At 40.1% G+C, this 18,035-nt stretch carries 18 protein-coding genes, 9 tRNA genes and 3 rRNA genes; 4 read left to right on the plus strand and 26 right to left on the minus strand.

The features are described 5' to 3' along the window. Positions 1 to 14 precede the first annotated feature (14 nt). The 9 genes from EHV10_RS14565 to EHV10_RS13070 form a co-directional block, all read right to left on the minus strand. Entirely contained in the window at positions 15 to 167 is a 153-nt protein-coding gene (locus tag EHV10_RS14565) for a hypothetical protein (RefSeq protein WP_158609922.1), read from the minus strand. Positions 168 to 210: 43 nt separating this feature from the next. After that, positions 211 to 441, minus strand: coding sequence for a transposase (locus tag EHV10_RS13045; RefSeq protein WP_128675031.1), 231 nt, complete (start codon positions 439 to 441; stop codon positions 211 to 213). Between the two features lie 11 nt (positions 442 to 452). Then, positions 453 to 722, minus strand: coding sequence for a hypothetical protein (locus tag EHV10_RS14775; RefSeq protein ID WP_128675032.1), 270 nt, complete (start codon positions 720 to 722; stop codon positions 453 to 455). A gap of 41 nt (positions 723 to 763) precedes the next feature. Then, on the minus strand, positions 764 to 928 hold the full coding sequence (locus EHV10_RS14665) for a hypothetical protein (protein WP_167456734.1): 165 nt from the start codon (positions 926 to 928) through the stop codon (positions 764 to 766). A gap of 87 nt (positions 929 to 1,015) precedes the next feature. Further along, entirely contained in the window at positions 1,016 to 1,306 is a 291-nt protein-coding gene (locus EHV10_RS13055; RefSeq protein WP_128675033.1) for a hypothetical protein, read from the minus strand. Positions 1,307 to 1,512: 206 nt separating this feature from the next. Then, positions 1,513 to 1,842 (minus strand): hypothetical protein, encoded by a 330-nt coding sequence (locus tag EHV10_RS13060; RefSeq protein ID WP_128675034.1) that lies wholly within the window; start codon positions 1,840 to 1,842, stop codon positions 1,513 to 1,515. After that, a complete protein-coding gene (locus EHV10_RS15165; RefSeq protein WP_243116152.1) occupies positions 1,839 to 2,087 on the minus strand; it encodes a hypothetical protein in 249 nt (82 codons plus the stop codon). The genes EHV10_RS13060 and EHV10_RS15165 overlap by 4 nt, the downstream gene beginning before the upstream one ends. Before the next feature lie 114 nt (positions 2,088 to 2,201). Then, the gene (locus EHV10_RS15270; RefSeq protein ID WP_330508558.1) at positions 2,202 to 2,339 is read right to left on the minus strand and encodes a hypothetical protein; all 138 of its coding nucleotides are present in this window, start codon (positions 2,337 to 2,339) and stop codon (positions 2,202 to 2,204) included. Between the two features lie 34 nt (positions 2,340 to 2,373). Beyond that, complete coding sequence (locus EHV10_RS13070) at positions 2,374 to 2,583, minus strand: helix-turn-helix domain-containing protein (RefSeq protein WP_128675035.1); 210 nt, start codon at positions 2,581 to 2,583, stop codon at positions 2,374 to 2,376. A 175-nt stretch (positions 2,584 to 2,758) separates the two neighbouring features. Here EHV10_RS13070 and EHV10_RS14570 point away from each other — a divergent pair, with 175 nt between their 5' ends. The 4 genes from EHV10_RS14570 to EHV10_RS13090 all read left to right on the plus strand — a co-directional run bounded on the left by EHV10_RS14570 (position 2,759) and on the right by EHV10_RS13090 (position 5,731). Then, entirely contained in the window at positions 2,759 to 3,346 is a 588-nt protein-coding gene (locus EHV10_RS14570; protein WP_158609923.1) for a helix-turn-helix transcriptional regulator, read from the plus strand. A gap of 22 nt (positions 3,347 to 3,368) precedes the next feature. Then, positions 3,369 to 3,590: a hypothetical protein gene (locus EHV10_RS13080; protein ID WP_128675036.1), complete on the plus strand. Its 222-nt coding sequence runs from the start codon at positions 3,369 to 3,371 to the stop codon at positions 3,588 to 3,590. A 45-nt stretch (positions 3,591 to 3,635) separates the two neighbouring features. Continuing rightward, positions 3,636 to 4,469, plus strand: coding sequence for a DNA damage-inducible protein D (dinD, locus tag EHV10_RS13085; protein WP_128675037.1), 834 nt, complete (start codon positions 3,636 to 3,638; stop codon positions 4,467 to 4,469). Between the two features lie 158 nt (positions 4,470 to 4,627). Then, the gene (locus EHV10_RS13090) at positions 4,628 to 5,731 is read left to right on the plus strand and encodes a tyrosine-type recombinase/integrase (RefSeq protein WP_128675038.1); all 1,104 of its coding nucleotides are present in this window, start codon (positions 4,628 to 4,630) and stop codon (positions 5,729 to 5,731) included. Positions 5,732 to 5,999: 268 nt separating this feature from the next. Here the strand turns inward: EHV10_RS13090 and EHV10_RS13095 are convergent, their stop codons facing one another. The 17 genes from EHV10_RS13095 to EHV10_RS13175 form a co-directional block, all read right to left on the minus strand. Further along, positions 6,000 to 6,551 carry an ImmA/IrrE family metallo-endopeptidase gene (locus EHV10_RS13095; RefSeq protein ID WP_128675039.1) on the minus strand — a complete coding sequence of 184 codons (552 nt, stop codon included), beginning with the start codon at positions 6,549 to 6,551 and terminating at the stop codon, positions 6,000 to 6,002. Then, a complete protein-coding gene (locus EHV10_RS13100; protein WP_128675040.1) occupies positions 6,544 to 6,912 on the minus strand; it encodes a helix-turn-helix domain-containing protein in 369 nt (122 codons plus the stop codon). Before EHV10_RS13100 ends, EHV10_RS13095 begins: the two co-directional genes overlap by 8 nt. A gap of 361 nt (positions 6,913 to 7,273) precedes the next feature. Next, positions 7,274 to 7,346, minus strand: a tRNA-Lys gene (locus tag EHV10_RS13105). Between the two features lie 13 nt (positions 7,347 to 7,359). Beyond that, positions 7,360 to 7,432 (minus strand) — tRNA-Phe (locus EHV10_RS13110). Between the two features lie 4 nt (positions 7,433 to 7,436). After that, a tRNA-Met gene (locus EHV10_RS13115) sits at positions 7,437 to 7,510 on the minus strand. A gap of 49 nt (positions 7,511 to 7,559) precedes the next feature. After that, a tRNA-Tyr gene (locus tag EHV10_RS13120) sits at positions 7,560 to 7,641 on the minus strand. A 39-nt stretch (positions 7,642 to 7,680) separates the two neighbouring features. Continuing rightward, positions 7,681 to 7,753 (minus strand) — tRNA-Thr (locus EHV10_RS13125). A 61-nt stretch (positions 7,754 to 7,814) separates the two neighbouring features. Next, a tRNA-Val gene (locus EHV10_RS13130) sits at positions 7,815 to 7,887 on the minus strand. Positions 7,888 to 7,922: 35 nt separating this feature from the next. After that, positions 7,923 to 7,996: transfer RNA gene (locus EHV10_RS13135), tRNA-Asp, on the minus strand. Positions 7,997 to 8,062: 66 nt separating this feature from the next. Continuing rightward, positions 8,063 to 10,950, minus strand: a 23S ribosomal RNA gene (locus tag EHV10_RS13140). Between the two features lie 202 nt (positions 10,951 to 11,152). Next, positions 11,153 to 11,225 (minus strand) — tRNA-Ala (locus EHV10_RS13145). A gap of 3 nt (positions 11,226 to 11,228) precedes the next feature. Next, a 5S ribosomal RNA gene (gene rrf, locus EHV10_RS13150) occupies positions 11,229 to 11,346 on the minus strand. A 74-nt stretch (positions 11,347 to 11,420) separates the two neighbouring features. Continuing rightward, a 16S ribosomal RNA gene (locus tag EHV10_RS13155) occupies positions 11,421 to 12,952 on the minus strand. Together the 16S, 23S and 5S rRNA genes with 9 tRNA genes alongside form the textbook arrangement of a ribosomal RNA operon. Positions 12,953 to 13,306: 354 nt before the next feature. Continuing rightward, a tRNA-Ser gene (locus EHV10_RS13160) sits at positions 13,307 to 13,394 on the minus strand. Positions 13,395 to 13,494: 100 nt separating this feature from the next. Then, on the minus strand, positions 13,495 to 14,091 hold the full coding sequence (locus tag EHV10_RS13165; RefSeq protein WP_128675041.1) for a DUF6630 family protein: 597 nt from the start codon (positions 14,089 to 14,091) through the stop codon (positions 13,495 to 13,497). Between the two features lie 138 nt (positions 14,092 to 14,229). Beyond that, positions 14,230 to 15,951 (minus strand): [FeFe] hydrogenase, group A, encoded by a 1,722-nt coding sequence (locus tag EHV10_RS13170; RefSeq protein WP_128675042.1) that lies wholly within the window; start codon positions 15,949 to 15,951, stop codon positions 14,230 to 14,232. Beyond that, positions 15,945 to 17,777 carry an NAD(P)-binding protein gene (locus EHV10_RS13175; RefSeq protein ID WP_128675043.1) on the minus strand — a complete coding sequence of 611 codons (1,833 nt, stop codon included), beginning with the start codon at positions 17,775 to 17,777 and terminating at the stop codon, positions 15,945 to 15,947. The genes EHV10_RS13170 and EHV10_RS13175 overlap by 7 nt, the downstream gene beginning before the upstream one ends. Positions 17,778 to 18,035: the final 258 nt, after the last annotated feature.

An 18,035-nucleotide genomic window follows, 5' to 3' on the forward strand; every position in this document is an offset into this window, starting at 1 on the left:
GGTTCTAATCCCTTTTATACTTCATACAGCGGTTTTATACGCCCCTCTTTTATCAGTTTTTCAACTTCTTCATCCGATAATTTAACAGGGCATCCCGGCATAGATAACCTATCTAAATAAGCTTGATAAGATTCTTTTTGCATTTCTTCTTCACTTTTATTTATCATTATTTCACCTCGATATATACCAATAATTTGCTATAAAATAGTATTAAAGTAGTTCTCGCTCCAAATCAAAGTCTAATCCGATCCTATCTAAGCTTACTTCTCGAACATCAAATTCTGTTCTTAAAATATCCAAGACTTCATAGTATGCCAATGCTCTTCCATCTTTAAACGAGTCTTTTCTATCACCTCTTGATTCTACAGCTGCTTCCCTTGCTCTTTCTACTATTCTTTCTACAATATAGGCTATTCCTTCAATGCTGATCTTGTCTGCCATTTTTTCTTACTTTACTCAAATATCTTTAACAGCTTCTCAATGGTATCCGTGCATTCTGCATATAAAAAAGTTTCCTCTTCAGTTCTTACAATAGTAAAAGGATTTCCGTCTATTTCGCAATCATACAAATCATCCAATGGTGTTTCGTGCTTTCTACCGATACTGATATTTTTCTTTTTTAAAATACTTTGTAATTTTTTCAGTTCTTCTTCCGCCGAAATTCTCTCGTGATTCTGAAAATAAATCCTGTTTTTATCATTTTTAAGTAAAAAAGTTTTCATTATGATATACAAACCTCCGTAAGAATTACTTTCCCATCATATTATTTATCTTCCTCAACGATTTCAAACATATCAGGAGGATACAAATAATCGTCACCTGAATCATCTATGATTCTATACCAACCACGCTCTATAGATATTACATCATAAATCTTGTTATTTGTTAATACCAAAAAATCTGTTTTACCAAGCCATTTAACCTTCATCTTTTTTATCCCGATCCGCAGCTCAGCCTTTGCTTTGGTCGCATTTAATAAAAAGTATGACAAAAGAGACACCTATACTAAGTGTCTCTAAACCTCCATTTTAATTATAGGAAAGTAAGTCGGAGTTGCACCGGCCTTTTCCCCGTAGGGCTGTATACCTCCTATACGATTACCTTCCATTATTAGATGAGAACTTATAAATTTGTATGCTTCTTCTTGATTCAGATTATACCCATTCCGTATACTTTTTTCAAGATTGTGAAAGTCATTATATAGCGCCTGTTCAAAGTATTTACTTCCATCAGTCAATGATTCTAAGTCGTCTATATAATGTTCCAGTTCATGGAATGTGGACTTGAATTTACCTAATCTGTTCATTGAATCCTTGCTTAAATTCACAAAAATACCTTGATTATTGTAAAAAGCACCTCCTAATATTTCATAATTAGCAAAAGTAATTCTATACATATTGCGTTTTATCATGTCTTTAATTATAGGGTGTACACTTTCTATTATGCTTAGTATTTCATCTCTATAACCTGTAGGTAATTGATTGATCGAAAAACTCCTTGCAGTTGTCTTATCTATAAACCTATATAATTTACTTTTCCATTCTTTGACTTTTTTCTATAACTATCTGCATTTTCACTACCCAGTGAGTTTTCAGATAGCCTTGTATATTTCTTTACCTGTCTATCAGCATAATTTACAAGCTGATCCAGTCTATAATCTTCCTTAATCCCATTCAGCTCTCTTCTTGAAAACCTAGCCTCAGGATTATCGTCAAGTATAGGAAAATATGTACTGTGGCTATCTTTACAGTTGGGATGGTAAAGCCCATCTTGCATGGCTGAGCTTAATAGCATATAAGGTCCGTCTGTAGCCTTTCCACCGCTCCATACATCATCTATCATAACTTTGCCCACAAAAGGTAAACATAGCGGGCAAGCCACTGTGGTATCAAATCGTAGTATGTAGCTTTAGGCTGTAATTCTGCTATCTGCTGGTCTTTTATTTTGCTTTCAAGTCTTAGCCTACTAAGCTCCTGCTCTGCTATCCTCAATGCCCTTGCCATAATCTTTTCTGGAGAATTGTAATCTTTCTCTACCTGAATAAAATACTGTCTTGCCTGCTTACCTCTCTCAGTCCTCTGAATCATACAGATTTCTTTTGCCATATCAAGCTTGATTAGGTGGTCGATAAGCTCTATACTAACTTCTCTATCGCCTTCGTTTTGAACTTGGACAAATTTGTCTGAGTTGAAATCCTGCCACTATGTGAACCCATACTCTGCCATTCTCGGAAGCCACTTCATGTAAGGTGTTTCCACTCCCAAGGCCTTGTGCAACTCTATGCCACTTACCACGGGCTCTAAACTCTCATTGACTTCTATCTTTACTAAGATATCCATTTGTATCAACTCCTTTTTAAATTCGCATATCATGCTACAAAATCAGCAAAAAAATTGCATTCACATCTTCCATTGATAGATTTAAGACCTTTGATATTTTCTCAGCTTCGCTTATTGTTAACGTATCACCGTTTGAAGTAAGCTTTCTATACAGGGTTGTTCTGTCTATACCAATGTAAGAGGCTAATTGTGAGACATTTAGACCATTCTCTACAATCTTTCCCTTTAGCTTATTAACATTCATAGCTCTATTTCCTTTTTATCGCATTTATACGACAAGTTTATAATAAATCTTATTTATTTTTTGTCACACATTTTTTGCGTAATATGCGATTTTTTATTTTACAAGTTTTTAGTGGTGCATATTTGCAAATAAAGTTATATAATTACTCTATCCTAATATAAAAGGAGTTCCGTAAATGACGATAGGAGAAAGAATAAAGCAAAGAAGAATGGAATTAGGTTTATCAGTTGATGAAGTCGCTGAAAAACTAGGTAAAAATAGAGCAACAGTTTATAGATATGAAAGTAATGAAATTGAAAATTTGCCTGTAGGGACATTAGAACCCTTGGCAAAGATACTAGAAACCACTCCAGCACGACTTATGGGCTGGGAGTACGAGGAGCAAGACGAAAATTATAGAAGGATATTCGCCCGTAATCTAAATAGATTTTTGAAAATTAACGGGAAAAATCAAGCCGATATCGCTATGCTATTGAATGTGTCACAAGCAGCGGTTTCAACTTGGTGCAAAGGAATAAAATTGCCTAGAATGGATAAGGTTCAGGCCTTAGCGGACTACTTCGGCATAAACAAATCAGATTTATTAGAAAATAAGGGAACTCAGGAAGAGGATAACTCCTATTATATAGATGAGTATGCCAAAGAACTTGCACAGTTCCTTTTTAAAAATCCTGAATACAGGGTATTATTCGACGCTGCGAAATATGTATCGGCCGACGACTTAGAAATGGTAAAGACAATTATAGATAAATTTAAAAAATAGGGATTAAATTAAAAAGTATAGATTGACTAATGATAACTGCAGATATGTATATCTTCCCAGCATACCGCCCAAAATCAAAGGCTTTGTCATGGAAGAGGACGGATATTACACGGTTGTACTTAATCCTGCCTTGTCTGCAGATACAACTAAAAAGACCAAATTGCATGAGATAAAGCACATATTAAGAAGAGATTTCGACAATGCCGACTGCAATCAGGTCGAGAGTGATGTAAGGGGAGCTTAGAGGGAAAGTTTGATTTTTTATTTATAAAAATGGGGAGATAATAATATGATTAATAACTATACAGAAGAAGTATTTGAAAGTATTAAGCATATAAATGAATATGGACAGGAATTTTGGTATGCAAGGGAGTTGCAAAAGGTTCTTGAGTATAAAGACTTTAGAAACTTTGAGCTATCAATCTATAAAGCTATGGAATCGTGTAAAAATAGCGGTTTTGATTTTAATGACCATTTTGGTGAAACCACCGAAATGGTATCTATAGGCTCAAATGCAAAACGAAAAGTTTCAAGTTACATATTAAGCAGATATGCTTGTTATCTTATTGTAATGAACAGTGAACCATCTAAAGAAATTGTTGCACTTGGGCAAACTTACTTTGCAGTAAAAACAAGGCAACAAGAATTAATTGATGACTATGAGCATCTTACAGATGATCAGAAGAGACTTGCTATCCGTAAAGAAATGGCAGAGCATAATAAACAACTTGTAGCTGCTGCAAAAGATGCCGGCGTTGAAAGCTCTCTTGATTATGCTATATTTCAAAATTATGGTTATCAAGGTCTTTATGGTGGTCTTAAAGCTTCGGATATACACAAACTAAAAGGACTTAAAAAAGGGCAACAGATTCTTGATCACATGGGCTATGAAGAACTTGCAGCCAATCTTTTTAGAGCTACACAAACTGAAGCTAAGTTAAGGCGTGAAAATATTCAAGGTAAAGCAAATGCAAATCAGACTCATTTTGAAGTAGGTAAGAAAGTACGAGATACTATAAAGGATCTTGGCGGAACAATGCCGGAGGATTTACCTACACCTGATAAGAGTATTAAACAGATAGAAAAAGAACAGAAAAAGCTTGAAAACAAGCAAAAAAGATAATAAAAAAGCCACCCGGTACGCTAATACAGGATGGCCAAACATACTATTGCAAGCTACTGCTCACTACAATATGCCCTAGACAAGCTATATTGTACCATATTAGCAGCTGTTTTTGCAATGGCTGTTATTTTTGTGCGTAAAATTAAGGAAGGGGCAATATGGCAAAAGCAAAATATACCCAATCTAAAGATGGTAAGTGGTACGCTTATGTATGGGACGGAACATATACAGCTACTGGAGCCAAGAAAAGAAATAAGCTATCCTCATCCAAATCAAGTGGAGATCTTGAGAAAAAGGTTTTTGAATTTAATCGTACATTAAAAGAAAATGAGTATGTTAAACCAAGCCATTATTCTGTTTTAGAATACTCAAGGCATTGGTTTATCACTTATAAGGCAATCAGAGAACTAAATACCAGGAAGATGTATGAGAACATAATAGAAAAACACCTATCTATGTTCTCAACTGTCAGATTACAAGACTTACAACGATTCCATATACAGATGCTAATAAATAAAAATAGTGAGCAGCCTATAACCTGTGAACAAATAATGCTTACTATAAAGCAAATAGTAAAGTCGGCAATATCAGATAAGATTATTCCGCCTACTGCCCTCTTAGATCTGACAACCGGAATAAGCCTTCCAAAGAAAAATACAAAATCTAAAAAGAGACCGCTTACGAAGAATGAAATACAAGCTATCAAAACAGCTGATTTTCTTCCTGATGAAAAAGCCTATGTACTTATACTATATGGCTGTGGACTTAGAAGAGAGGAGGCACTAGCACTTATGAAATCAGATATTAATCTTTTAGATGGAACACTTAGAGTAGAAAGAGCTGTTGTATTTGATGTAAATATCCCTATTATTAAGTCTCCAAAAACTCATAATGGCTATAGAACAATTCCTATGCCTGATTGGCTTACATCATACCTAAAGGAATATATTCCTGCTCTTAAGACAGATTATCTGTTTACTACAAGGGATGAGCTAATAACAAAATCAAGTTTTAATAAGATGTGGAGAAGAATCTTAAAGAAGATGAATCTTGAAACAGATGAAGAGATTACCGGGCTAACCAGTCATATCTTCAGGCATAACTACTGCAGCAACCTCTGCTACCAAATTCCAAAAATCAGTATAAAGAAAATAGCCTCGCTAATGGGTGATACCGAGAAGATGGTCCTTGATATATATAATCATTTGATAGAAGAAAAAGAAAATACAACTGCTGCTATAAGTGAAGTATTTAAGTTGTAGTAAATATATAAAAGCAGAGCCGATGATACCGACTCTGCCCATTTGCATTTATCATTTAACTATTTAGTTACCCAAATTCTAAACGCTCTCTTTCCATAATCTCTAGCATATATTCTATCACCATTTTTTGTGGTAATCCATGCTCTGAAAATGTACATAAAGCACCCTCCTTTCCTCAACTTTTTATTGTCAAGGCCAGTTTGCTGTGCTATAATTTAGTTGCTTAAGAAAATTATAGTTTTAGCTTACCGGCTTTAACTTTGAGTCACTATACAGTGGCTCTTTTTTTATGTAAAAGGCTCTCGCCTGAAACATCAGAATATCTAATTCCTGCTGCCTGTAATGATATTTTACATCTCTCAGAAATTTCTTTTTTACCCATTCCTACTATCAGTTTACTAGGTGCTAGCAATTCACCTGCAAAAGTGTTTGCTTGCCACTCCGGGTCTCTATATGCCGGAATTATATCATTAGTTCTGGCAAGTTTTAAATCACCAATTATCTCAACTGGATGCAATATTATATGTCCCAGTTCGTGTGCCAGAGTAAACCTATCCCTAGGATTATCATTTACCGCTCCGTTATACACACTTTCTCTAATTTTCAGCAACTTCTCATTTGGGTAAGTAACAGCATAAGCCCTATTAAGCTCATGATCTTCCACTATCTCCATTTGATACCCTAATTCATATAAACAGTATTCCAAAAACTGAACTATTGGAAAGTATAGCTCATCACCAAATCCAATTATTTCCCTGAATTTATTTACTATATATTTAATCTTATCTTTTGACATTGGTGGTACTGCTATATCACTCATCAACACCTCTCTTTCTTTCCAGCAGCTTTGCGAAAGTTTCTTTCTTACTATCACTCATTGTACCCAGTTGTCTTGCAAACTTTAGAATCATATCCATATCATCCTGATTACCGGCACTTATCATTTCAACAACCTCAGTTCTGGCCTCTTCTATTGCATCTACTAATTCTCTATAAGTATTTTCATCAAGATCATATAATTCTTTGATTCGCTCTGCCCACTCCCTTACCGGTTTTGACTTTCCATTCTCAACCTTTGATAAAAATGCTGATGACACGCCCAGTTCCTTTGCCATATCATACATTAATATACCTTGGTCGATTCTTATCTTCCTGCATATCTTACCAAATGTTGTTAGCATAAAACCTCCTCCTTCTTTCGTGTTTTCTCCCTTAATACTTTTTACTTTATAGAAAGTATAAAGCAAATTAAGTTAATTATCAAGCGTTAATTTAAAGCATAAAATATATTTTAAAAACCTATGCCATAGTATGTAAAAAAGTTGCATTTACTTTTACTTACTTCCTTTAGTTCCTTTTATTTAAGGCTTTCCACGGTTGCAAAAAAGTTGTATTATGATTTTCATACGCCTATTTTTACCCTAAAGTTACAAGAAAGTTGCATTTACTCTCGCTTATTACAATTACTTTTATATACTGTAAAACACGCTAAAAATAGCGTATATAAGCCATTTCTAGCCTATATACGCCATTCTATACTAGTGAGACACCCGGGACTCGAACCCGGGACAACTTGATTAAAAGTCAAGTGCTCTACCACCTGAGCTAGTATCCCATAAAAGAATAAATGCCTTGAACCGGAATCGAACCAGTGACACGAGGATTTTCAGTCCTCTGCTCTACCAACTGAGCTATCAAGGCATACTTGCGGGGACAGGATTTGAACCTGCGGCCTCCGGGTTATGAGCCCGACGAGCTTCCAGACTGCTCTACCCCGCGATAACTATATTCAGAATAAAACTCACTCTTAAAAAGAGTGACTGAACAATGGGGGAAGGTGGATTCGAACCACCGAAAGCAGTGCTAGCAGATTTACAGTCTGTCCCCTTTGGCCTCTCGGGAATTCCCCCAAACTTATTTAGTTCTTTACCTTTACTCATAAGAGTAAAAGCCGATAATCGGACTCGAACCGATAACCTGCTGATTACAAATCAGCTGCTCTGCCAATTGAGCCATATCGGCATGTACACTATACTATCATATGACTAATATAATGTCAATACCATCTTTTTCCAAAGACAAATGGGACCTACAGGGCTCGAACCTGTGACCCTCTGCTTGTAAGGCAGATGCTCTCCCAGCTGAGCTAAGATCCCATATATAAACTTAAAGGCTGGAATTCTTTAAGTAACGACCCGAATCGGACTCGAACCGACGACCTCCGCCGTGACAGGGCGGCGCTCTAACCAACTGAGCCATCGGGCCATATAAAGGTATGTACCTTCAAAACTGCCTACCAAACTGCATTTCTTATAAATTTTTTCCTATCTTTTGGTTAAACCCTCGACCTATTAGTAACCATCAACTTAATACATTACTGTACTTACATCTTGGCCCTATCTACCTCGTAGTCTTCAAGGGGTCTTACTGTTTTCACATGAGATATCCCATCTTGAGGAGGGCTTCACGCTTAGATGCCTTCAGCGTTTATCCCGTCCCGACATAGCTACCCTGCCATGGAGTTACTCTCCAACAGGTACACCAGCGGTCAGTCCGTCCCGGTCCTCTCGTACTAAGGACGGCTCCTCTCAAATATCTTACGCCCACGCCGGATAGGGACCGAACTGTCTCACGACGTTCTGAACCCAGCTCGCGTACCGCTTTAATGGGCGAACAGCCCAACCCTTGGGACCTGCTACAGCCCCAGGATGCGATGAGCCGACATCGAGGTGCCAAACCACTCCGTCGATGTGAACTCTTGGGAGTGATAAGCCTGTTATCCCCAGGGTAGCTTTTATCCGTTGAGCGATGGCAATCCCACTTTATGCCACCGGATCACTAAGTCCTACTTTCGTACCTGCTCCACCCGTCGGTGTCGCAGTCAAGCTCCCTTCTGCCTTTGCACTCTTTGAATGGTTTCCGACCATTCTGAGGGAACCTTCGAGCGCCTCCGATACTCTTTCGGAGGCGACCGCCCCAGTCAAACTCCCCGTCTGGCATTGTCCCCCGGCCGGATTACGGCCGCAGGTTAGAAATCCAGCAATACAGGGGTGGTATCCCAACAGCGACTCTGCATAAACTGGCGTCCATGCTTCTACGTCTCCCACCTATCCTGTACGAGTATTACCGAATCCCAGTACCAAACTGGAGTAAAGCTCCATGGGGTCTTTCCGTCCTGGCGCGGGTAACCAGCATCTTCACTGGTACTTCAATTTCACCGGGTGCATTGTTGAGACAGCGCTCAAATCATTACGCCTTTCGTGCGGGTCGGAACTTACCCGACAAGGAATTTCGCTACCTTAGGACCGTTATAGTTACGGCCGCCGTTTACCGGGGCTTCAATTCAAAGCTTCGTTTCCTGACTTCTCCTCTTAACCTTCCGGCACCGGGCAGGCGTCAGCCCATATACTTCACCTTGCGGTTTCGCATAGACCTGTGTTTTTGCTAAACAGTTGCTTGAGCCTTTTTTCTGCGACCACTATTTCTAGTGGCACCCCTTCTCCCGAAGTTACGGGGTCATTTTGCCGAGTTCCTTAACAATGCTTCTCCCGCCGGCCTTAGGGTTCTCTCCTCATCTACCTGTGTCGGTTTGCGGTACGGGTACATATAACACAATAGCGGCTTTTCTTGACGGCTCCCTAACCGACTTCCCTACTAAATTTCGGTACGCATCACGTTTTCCCCTTGTATGGTGGTTTTTCCTCCCATACAGGTACTTCGCTTGCCCCGGTTTTTGTCCTCCCGGGTTCGGTTTTAGTCTCCGTGTCCCCACAGTTCTGATTATATGTAGTACAGGAATCTGTACCTGTTATCCATCGACTACGTCTTTCGACCTTGCCTTAGGCCCCGACTTACCCTGAGTAGATCAGCTTTACTCAGGAAACCTTAGATATTCGGCCAAGAGGATTCTCACCTCTTTCTCGCTACTCATTCCGGCATTCTCTCTTCTTATTACTCCACCATTCCTTTCGGTATGGCTTCTACGCCTCTAAGAATGCTCCTCTACCAATGTATAATATACATTCCTAGGCTTCGGTGTTGTGTTTAGCCCCGGACATTTTCGGCGCAGGACCTCTCGACTAGTGAGCTGTTACGCACTCTTTTAATGTATGGCTGCTTCTAAGCCAACATCCTAGCTGTCTTCGAAATCCCACATCCTTTTCCACTTAACACACACTTTGGGACCTTAGCCGTAGGTCTGGGCTCTTTCCCTTTTGACTACCCAACTTATCTCGTGTAGTCTGACTCCCGTCAATCATCTAGCCGGCATTCGGAGTTTGATATCTCTTGGTAGGCTTTGACGCCCCCGCAAAAATTCAGTGCTCTACCTCCGGTAGACTAATAACGAGGCTAGTCCTAAAACTATTTCGAGGAGAACCAGCTATCTCCGGGTTCGATTGGAATTTCTCCCCTATCCACACCTCATCGCCACCCTTTTCAACGGATGTGCGTTCGGTCCTCCATTCACTTTTACGCGAACTTCAACCTGGACATGGATAGATCACCCGGTTTCGGGTCTACACATACTGACTACATTCGCCCTATTAAGACTTGGTTTCCCTTCGGCTCCGTATCTTTAATACTTAACCTCGCCTGTACATGTAACTCGCCGGACCGTTCTACAAAAAGTACGCGGTTCACCTTTCGGTGTTCCACAGTTTGTAAACATAGGGTTTCAGGTTCTTTTTCACTCCCCTCCCGGGGTTCTTTTCACCTTTCCTTCACAGTACTATACGCTATCGGTCACTGACTAGTATTTAGCCTTGGGGGGTGGTCCCCCCTGCTTCCCACAAGGTTTCTCGTGTCTCGTGGTACTCCGGATACTGCTGGATTCAATATATTTTCCCTTACACGGCTCTCACGCTCTTTGGCCCGCTTTTCCAAAACGGTTCAGGTAATATATCTTACTCGTGTTGCAGTCCTCTACCCCGCAGTGCACGCACCACGGTTTGGGCTCTTACGATTTCGCTCGCCGCTACTTTCGCAATCACTGTTGTTTTCTTTTCCTCCGGCTACTTAGATGTTTCAGTTCACCGGGTTCCCCTCTGTACGTTATGTATTGGCGTACAGATACTTGGAGTTCTTCCAAGTGGGTTTCCCCATTCAGACATCTGCGGATCACTGAATATGTGCTTCTCCCCGCAGCTTTTCGCAGCTTGTCACGTCTTTCTTCGGCTGTCAGTGCCTAGGCATCCACCCTACGCTCTTTATGTTTAACCTCTTAAATCATTTAGATTTAGTGTTTATGTATGACACTAGCGTGTATCATACACTATGTTTAAAAATTTATTTTTGTTATTAAATATCAATTACATTATGTAATTGATACCTCGGATGTCTAATTATAAAATATTTATATAATTTCTCGTTTGGTATGCAGTTTTCAAGGTACATTTGTAGTTAAAGCTTTTGCTTTAACAATGGAGATGGAGAGATTCGAACTCTTGACCCCCTGCTTGCAAGGCAGGTGCTCTCCCAACTGAGCTACACCCCCATAAATTGGCATCCACCTACTCTCCCATACCGTCTCCAGTATAGTACCATCGGCCGACTAGGTCTTAACCATCGTGTTCGGAATGGGAACGGGTGTGTCCCCTAGACGCATCGACACCAATAATGTTATGTTTTTAGTTTTATCCTTGATAATGTAAAACTAAACAGTACTCACAACCCCTACTTTTATCCTTAGAAAGGAGGTGATCCAGCCGCACCTTCCGATACGGCTACCTTGTTACGACTTCACCCCAGTTATCCTCCCTGCCTTCGGCAACTCCTTCCTTTCGGTTAGGTCACTGACTTCGGGCATTGATGACTCCCATGGTGTGACGGGCGGTGTGTACAAGACCCGGGAACGTATTCACCGCAGCATTCTGATCTGCGATTACTAGCGATTCCAGCTTCATATAGTCGAGTTGCAGACTACAATCCGAACTGAGACGTTATTTTTGTGATTTGCTTGGCCTCGCGGCTTTGCTTCACTTTGTTTACGCCATTGTAGCACGTGTGTAGCCCAAATCATAAGGGGCATGATGATTTGACGTCATCCCCACCTTCCTCCGGATTATCTCCGGCTGTCTCGTCAGAGTGCCCATCTTACTGCTGGCTACTGACGACAAGGGTTGCGCTCGTTGCGGGACTTAACCCAACATCTCACGACACGAGCTGACGACAACCATGCACCACCTGTATCCCTTGTCCCGAAGGTCTAGCTTCATTACAAAACTATTCAAGAGTATGTCAAGATTTGGTAAGGTTCTTCGCGTTGCTTCGAATTAAACCACATGCTCCACCGCTTGTGCGGGTCCCCGTCAATTCCTTTGAGTTTCATTCTTGCGAACGTACTCCCCAGGTGGAATACTTAATGCGTTAGCTTGCGGCACCGATGAGTTTACCTCACCGACACCAAGTATTCATCGTTTACTGCGTGGACTACCAGGGTATCTAATCCTGTTTGCTCCCCACGCCTTCGAGCCTCAACGTCAGTTGTCGTCCAGTAAGCCGCCTTCGCCTCCGGTGTTCCTCCTAATATCTACGCATTTCACCGCTACACTAGGAATTCCGCTTACCCCTCCGACACTCAAGCTATACAGTTTCCAAAGCAGTTCATGGGTTGAGCCCACGCCTTTCACTTCAGACTTGCATCGCCGTCTGCGCTCCCTTTACACCCAGTAAATCCGGATAACGCTTGCCCCCTACGTATTACCGCGGCTGCTGGCACGTAGTTAGCCGGGGCTTCTTAGTCAGGTACCGTCATTTTCTTCCCTGCTGATAGAGCTTTACATACCGAAATACTTCTTCACTCACGCGGCGTCGCTGGATCAGGGTTTCCCCCATTGTCCAATATTCCCCACTGCTGCCTCCCGTAGGAGTTTGGGCCGTGTCTCAGTCCCAATGTGGCCGTTCACCCTCTCAGGCCGGCTACCGATCGTCGCCTTGGTGGGCCTTTACCTCACCAACTAGCTAATCGGACGCGGATCCATCTTATACCTATAAATATTTTACCCCTGCACCATGCGGTGCTGTGGTCTTATGCGGTCTTAGCGGAAATTTCTCTCCGTTATCCCCCTGTATAAGGCAGGTTATCCACGCGTTACTCACCCGTCCGCCACTAAGTCTACCTAAATTTCATCCGAAAACTTCCTCCAGGCAGCTTCGTTCGACTTGCATGTGTTAAGCACGCCGCCAGCGTTCATCCTGAGCCAGGATCAAACTCTCATACAAAAGTTTAATCTAGCCTTCTCGCTAGCTTGCATCTGTTTTCACAGATCTACTGTTTTTTAAAGGTTTTAAATTCTATTCGAATCTAAACGTTGTTTTTCTGAAACTTCTTAATCATTTTGATTTAGAATTTTTTCAGGGTTGTGTGTACTGTTTAATCTTAAATTATCAAGGTTCATGTTGCTTCACCGTTTGAAACAGCTTAGCTATTATATCAAGCTCATTTCATCTTGTCAACAACTTTTTTAAGTTATTTTTGAGATTTCTTTAAGCTTTTGCTCTTTAGGAGCAACTTTGATATATTATCATATCTATGTTATCTTGTCAAGAATATTTTTAAACTTCTTTGACAAGAAGCGGAGAAGGAGGGATTTGAACCCTCGCGCCGGTCGCCCGACCTACACCCTTAGCAGGGGCGCCTCTTCGGCCTCTTGAGTACTTCTCCTCATTTGCTTTCGCAATGCCTAGACATTATACAAGAATAACTCTTATCTTGTCAATAACTTTTTTAAAGTTTTTTAGCACATTTTCGGCAAATCAATAAACTACATATTTTGGGCAAAGTCGATCCTGTGATTTATACTCTTGGCAAGTTCTGTTAAACTCTTTAACTTATCCGTTTTACATACAAATAATACATAACTGTCGCTGTCTATATCAATGCATGATACACAATACCCGTCTTTCATCCATCTATTGTCCAACTCTTTACACCAAGACGGAATATCCCCTTCATCATCAAGCATAACCTCATCCACAATAAGATTATTCTCTTTTGCCAATTCTTCTATACTTGATAAAAATTCATCTTTTTCTTCTTTCCAATCAAGCTCTATTGCTAACCCGCTCTCAATCATCTCATCCGCTAGGGCAATCCAAACAAAGGTATCTATAGCATCTCTGCTTGTAATACCCCTCTCATCATACCTGTCCGCATTATCTTTAAAGTACTCTCTCGGATGACAAAAACAACTGTCCATATTTTGTAAAAAATCTTCATTATCCGATATGGTCTTTACAAGTTCTCTATAGACATCAACATTATCTATTTTAACATCTTCTACTGTACATTCGCCCTTTTCTACTCCGTCAATATCAAGTTTCCAATCAGACTTTCTTTTGCCAAAGATATTAAACAACATACTCTAAGCTCCATTTTAATAATACTATATACAAAAATTCTAAGGAAATGTAAAAACACTTCCTTAGAAAATAAATTTATTTAACGCACTCGTACCGATAGTAAATCACAATTTCAAAACAATTTTATTATAAAAACATTACTCGTGTACATGTAAAAGCTCATGTGCCTTATGTGAAAGAGGTTTATGGAAATACTCGTCATACAGTGCAATAATATCTTTGTTCTCATGTGAGTATCTTATCTCGGAGTTCTCATCCAGGAAATAAAGCTTCTTTCCTCTGTTAAATGCAAGCTCATAGCCATCTTTTACAGGTTGTCCGCCACCGCCTACGCAGCCTCCCGGGCAAGCCATAACTTCTACAAAATCATACTTTGCTTCACCGCGTTCAATCTTGTTAAGCAACTTTCTGGTGTTACCGAGTCCGCTCACTACAGCAATATTCAATTCAATATCATCAATATTAAACTTAGCCTCTACAGTTCCGTCATTCTCCTGGAATGCCTTACTTCTTACAGGCTTAAATGCATCTGCCGGCGGATTTTCTTTCTTTATTATGCTGTATGCGGTTCTGAGTGCCGCCTCCATTACTCCTCCGGTAGCACCGAATATTACACCGGCTCCCGAATAGTCACCCATCGGTCTGTCGGCTACTACATCCTCAAGACTCTTAGGATCTATATGAGAAGCTCTTATCATACGTGTAAGTTCTCTTGTTGTAAGAGCAATATCCACATCATGACCTGCATATTCACCATGGAAGAGTTCCATTTCTCTTTCGCCCTTTTTAGCTACACAAGGCATTATAGAAACAGATACCATGTTCTCAGGTTTTACACCTATTTTTTCAGCAAAATAAGACTTCATTACAGCACCGAACATCTGCTGTGGAGACTTGGCTGTTGAAAGTGATTTTGTCATTCTCGGATATTGTGATTTTACAAATCTTACCCAGCCCGGACAACATGATGTAAACATAGGTCTGTCACCGATAAGTCCGCTTGTGTATCTGTGTACAAACTCATTTGCCTCTTCCATAATTGTCAAGTCTGCTGAGAATGAGGTATCAAACACATAGTCTGCACCCATCTTCTTTAATGCATCAACGATCTTTCCTACAGTTGCATCCTTATCCTTAAGCCCGAACACTTCACCCCATGCCGTTCTTACAGCAGGTGCAATCTGGACAACAACTGTCTTTTCAGGATCGGCAATAGCTTCCCAGAACTTTGAAGTATCATCTCTTTCGCTAAGTGCACCTACAGGACAATGTGTTATACACTGTCCGCAAAGTGAACAGTCGGCTTCTTCAATCTTTTTATATCCGGTTACGTTTACTGTAGTTCTTGCTCCTGTACCGTGAAGATCCCAAACACTTAAAGTCTGCATCTTATCACAAACCTGTATACATCTCATGCATTTAATACATTTTGATGAATCTCTGATAAGAGGGAAATTCTTATTCCAAGGCTGTTTTTCAAGTTCAACAGCAAATGGTATCTCAAGTATATTTAAGTCATTGGCAACTTTTTGAAGTGAACAGTTGCCGCTCTTAGCACATATAACACATCTGTTATCATGCTGTGAAAGTATCAGCTCAACAGTCTTTCTTCTGTCTCTGATTACTTTTTTACTGTTTGTAAAGATCTCCATACCCTCTTCACATACATTATTACATGATGTGATAAGTTTCTCTTTACCCTTTAATTCAACAACACATACTCTACATGCCGCTATTTCATTCAAATTCTTCAAGAAACACAGTTTCGGAATATTAATATCTATACTCGCCGCCGCTTCCATAATAGTAGTATTTTCTTTTACGGAAACAGGTACATTATCAATAGTTAAGTTTACCATATACTCTCCCTACCTCCTTTGAAAATACCGAAGCCGAAGTGGTCGCATCTTAAACATCTTCCCGCCTCTTGTTTTGCTTCTTTTTCTGTCATGCAATTTTCAACGCCTTCAAAATCGAGAACTCTTTCACAAGCTTCTCTTTCTGTAAGCTCTACTCTACCACAAGGGCTCTTGTCCTCAAGACCGGCCTCAGGTATTACCACATCTACACTTATTTCATGATGATATCCCAAATATTCATCAATATTTGCCGCTACCACCTTTGCCGCACCGATTGCCTTTATAACTGTAGAAGGTCCGCTTGCACAGTCTCCTCCTGCAAATACACCAAGCATCTCTTTAAATGCGCCGGTAGAATCTGTAATGATCTTTCCGTTAGATACAGGGATTCCCGCTTCCTCAAAATGCTTTGTCTCTATATTTTGACCGATTGCAACTACAAGTATGTCGCAAGGGATATAAACATCTTCCTCACCTGTAGCCTTTACACTTGCTCTTCCGTCTTTAATAGAGCTGATCATCTGAGGTTTTACATATATACCCTTTATATTATTGTTCTCATCAACATCTATAGCGGATGGTGCCATCAAAGTTCTTAACTCAACACCCTCTGCAACCGCAGCCTCTATCTCGGCAGGTAAAGCTGTCATATCGGCAACTCTTCTTCTGTATGCAATACTTACTTTCTTCGCACCCATTCTCTTTGCAGTTCTGACCGCATCCATGGATACATTTCCGCCACCGATTATACAAACATTCTTACCTGTAAGATCTTTTATAATATTCTTTCCTACATCACGCAGGAACTCTACAGCAGATACCACGCCGTTTGCGTCTTCATGCTCAAGTCCCAGTTTCTTATCTGTACTTGCGCCTATAGTTATAAGCACCGCATCAAAAGCATTTCTCAAGTCGTCAATTGAAATATCTTCTCCAATCTTGAGACCATGCTTAACTTTCACACCTGTCTTTAAAATAGCCTTGATATCATCATCAAGTCTGTTCTTCGGTAGTCTGTAATTCGGAATACCGTACCTTAACATACCTCCAAGCTCAGGCAACATCTCATATACTGTTGTCTGATGTCCCATAAGCTGTAGGAAATAAGCCGCACTAAGTCCACCCGGTCCACCACCGAGTATTGCAACTTTCTTACCTGTGGACGGAGCACATTTTGGAGGATCGACTTCTCCTGCAAAATCTGCCGCAACTCTCTTTAAACCACGAATATTTATAGAGTCGTCCACCATATTTCTTCTACATCTTGCCTCACAAGGATGCTCGCAAATAAATCCGCAAGTAGTAGGGAAAGGATTATCTTTCCTTATCAATCTTACAGAGTCTGCATATCTGCCTTCCTTTATAAGAGCAATATATCCCGGTATATCCACCTGTGCAGGACATAAGTTTACACAAGGTACAGGCTGATTGTATGAGCATGTACATCTGCCATGTGCTATATGTTCTATATAGTCATCTCTATATCCTATAATACCTTTGTAAACCATATTTGCCGCTTCATAGCCTATGGCACAATCTGCCGATTCCATAATACTGAGGGCCGTCTTCTCCATCAGCTTCAAAGAAGCCATACTTCCCTTACCGTCAAGCACGTTCTCGATCAGCTTTTCAAGCTGTCCTAATCCGATTCTGCATGGAACACATTTACCACAAGTCTGAGCGTGAGCCAACTCCAGAAAAGCTCTGGACATATCAACCGGGCAAAGCCCCGGAGGAGATGCCTCGATTCTTCTTTCCAAATTTTTGTATAGCTCCTCCATAACAATTCTGGCTCTACTTGGGGAGACTATTTCTAATCTACTCATACCTCTTACTCCTAGAATTATTTCACCGTTTTACCGGTAGATTAATATATGTAAATGAATTACATATATAGATTTTAAATTGTATATTTCATGAAATAATAAGAGCACATATCTTTATATTTATTTGATACGAACTTTATACATGCATTATATACTTTTTTTATAAATTTTGTAATACTTTTCTGAAAAGTATTTTATTTAACAAATATGTTTGTTATTTAACTAGCGTTATATGCTAATAATCTCACAAAAAAGACA

Source organism: Lachnoanaerobaculum gingivalis (genome assembly GCF_003862475.1).
Classification (GTDB): Bacteria; Bacillota; Clostridia; order Lachnospirales; family Lachnospiraceae; genus Lachnoanaerobaculum; species Lachnoanaerobaculum gingivalis.

Excerpts from the sequence above, each read along its gene's own strand:
- EHV10_RS13090 (WP_128675038.1), top strand. The coding sequence starts at position 4,628 with ATGGCAAAAGCAAAATATACCCAATCTAAAGATGGTAAGTGGTACGCT.
- EHV10_RS14570 (WP_158609923.1), top strand. The coding sequence starts at position 2,759 with ATGACGATAGGAGAAAGAATAAAGCAAAGAAGAATGGAATTAGGTTTA.
- EHV10_RS13060 (WP_128675034.1), bottom strand. The coding sequence starts at position 1,842 with ATGATAGATGATGTATGGAGCGGTGGAAAGGCTACAGACGGACCTTAT.
- EHV10_RS15165 (WP_243116152.1), bottom strand. The coding sequence starts at position 2,087 with ATGATTCAGAGGACTGAGAGAGGTAAGCAGGCAAGACAGTATTTTATT.
- EHV10_RS13170 (WP_128675042.1), bottom strand. The coding sequence starts at position 15,951 with ATGGTAAACTTAACTATTGATAATGTACCTGTTTCCGTAAAAGAAAAT.
- EHV10_RS13070 (WP_128675035.1), bottom strand. The coding sequence starts at position 2,583 with ATGAATGTTAATAAGCTAAAGGGAAAGATTGTAGAGAATGGTCTAAAT.
- EHV10_RS14665 (WP_167456734.1), bottom strand. The coding sequence starts at position 928 with ATGAAGGTTAAATGGCTTGGTAAAACAGATTTTTTGGTATTAACAAAT.
- EHV10_RS14565 (WP_158609922.1), bottom strand. The coding sequence starts at position 167 with ATGATAAATAAAAGTGAAGAAGAAATGCAAAAAGAATCTTATCAAGCT.
- EHV10_RS13095 (WP_128675039.1), bottom strand. The coding sequence starts at position 6,551 with ATGAGTGATATAGCAGTACCACCAATGTCAAAAGATAAGATTAAATAT.
- EHV10_RS13045 (WP_128675031.1), bottom strand. The coding sequence starts at position 441 with ATGGCAGACAAGATCAGCATTGAAGGAATAGCCTATATTGTAGAAAGA.
- dinD (WP_128675037.1), top strand. The coding sequence starts at position 3,636 with ATGATTAATAACTATACAGAAGAAGTATTTGAAAGTATTAAGCATATA.
- EHV10_RS13175 (WP_128675043.1), bottom strand. The coding sequence starts at position 17,777 with ATGAGTAGATTAGAAATAGTCTCCCCAAGTAGAGCCAGAATTGTTATG.
- EHV10_RS15270 (WP_330508558.1), bottom strand. The coding sequence starts at position 2,339 with ATGGATATCTTAGTAAAGATAGAAGTCAATGAGAGTTTAGAGCCCGTG.
- EHV10_RS14775 (WP_128675032.1), bottom strand. The coding sequence starts at position 722 with ATGAAAACTTTTTTACTTAAAAATGATAAAAACAGGATTTATTTTCAG.
- EHV10_RS13165 (WP_128675041.1), bottom strand. The coding sequence starts at position 14,091 with ATGTTGTTTAATATCTTTGGCAAAAGAAAGTCTGATTGGAAACTTGAT.
- EHV10_RS13100 (WP_128675040.1), bottom strand. The coding sequence starts at position 6,912 with ATGCTAACAACATTTGGTAAGATATGCAGGAAGATAAGAATCGACCAA.
- EHV10_RS13055 (WP_128675033.1), bottom strand. The coding sequence starts at position 1,306 with ATGAACAGATTAGGTAAATTCAAGTCCACATTCCATGAACTGGAACAT.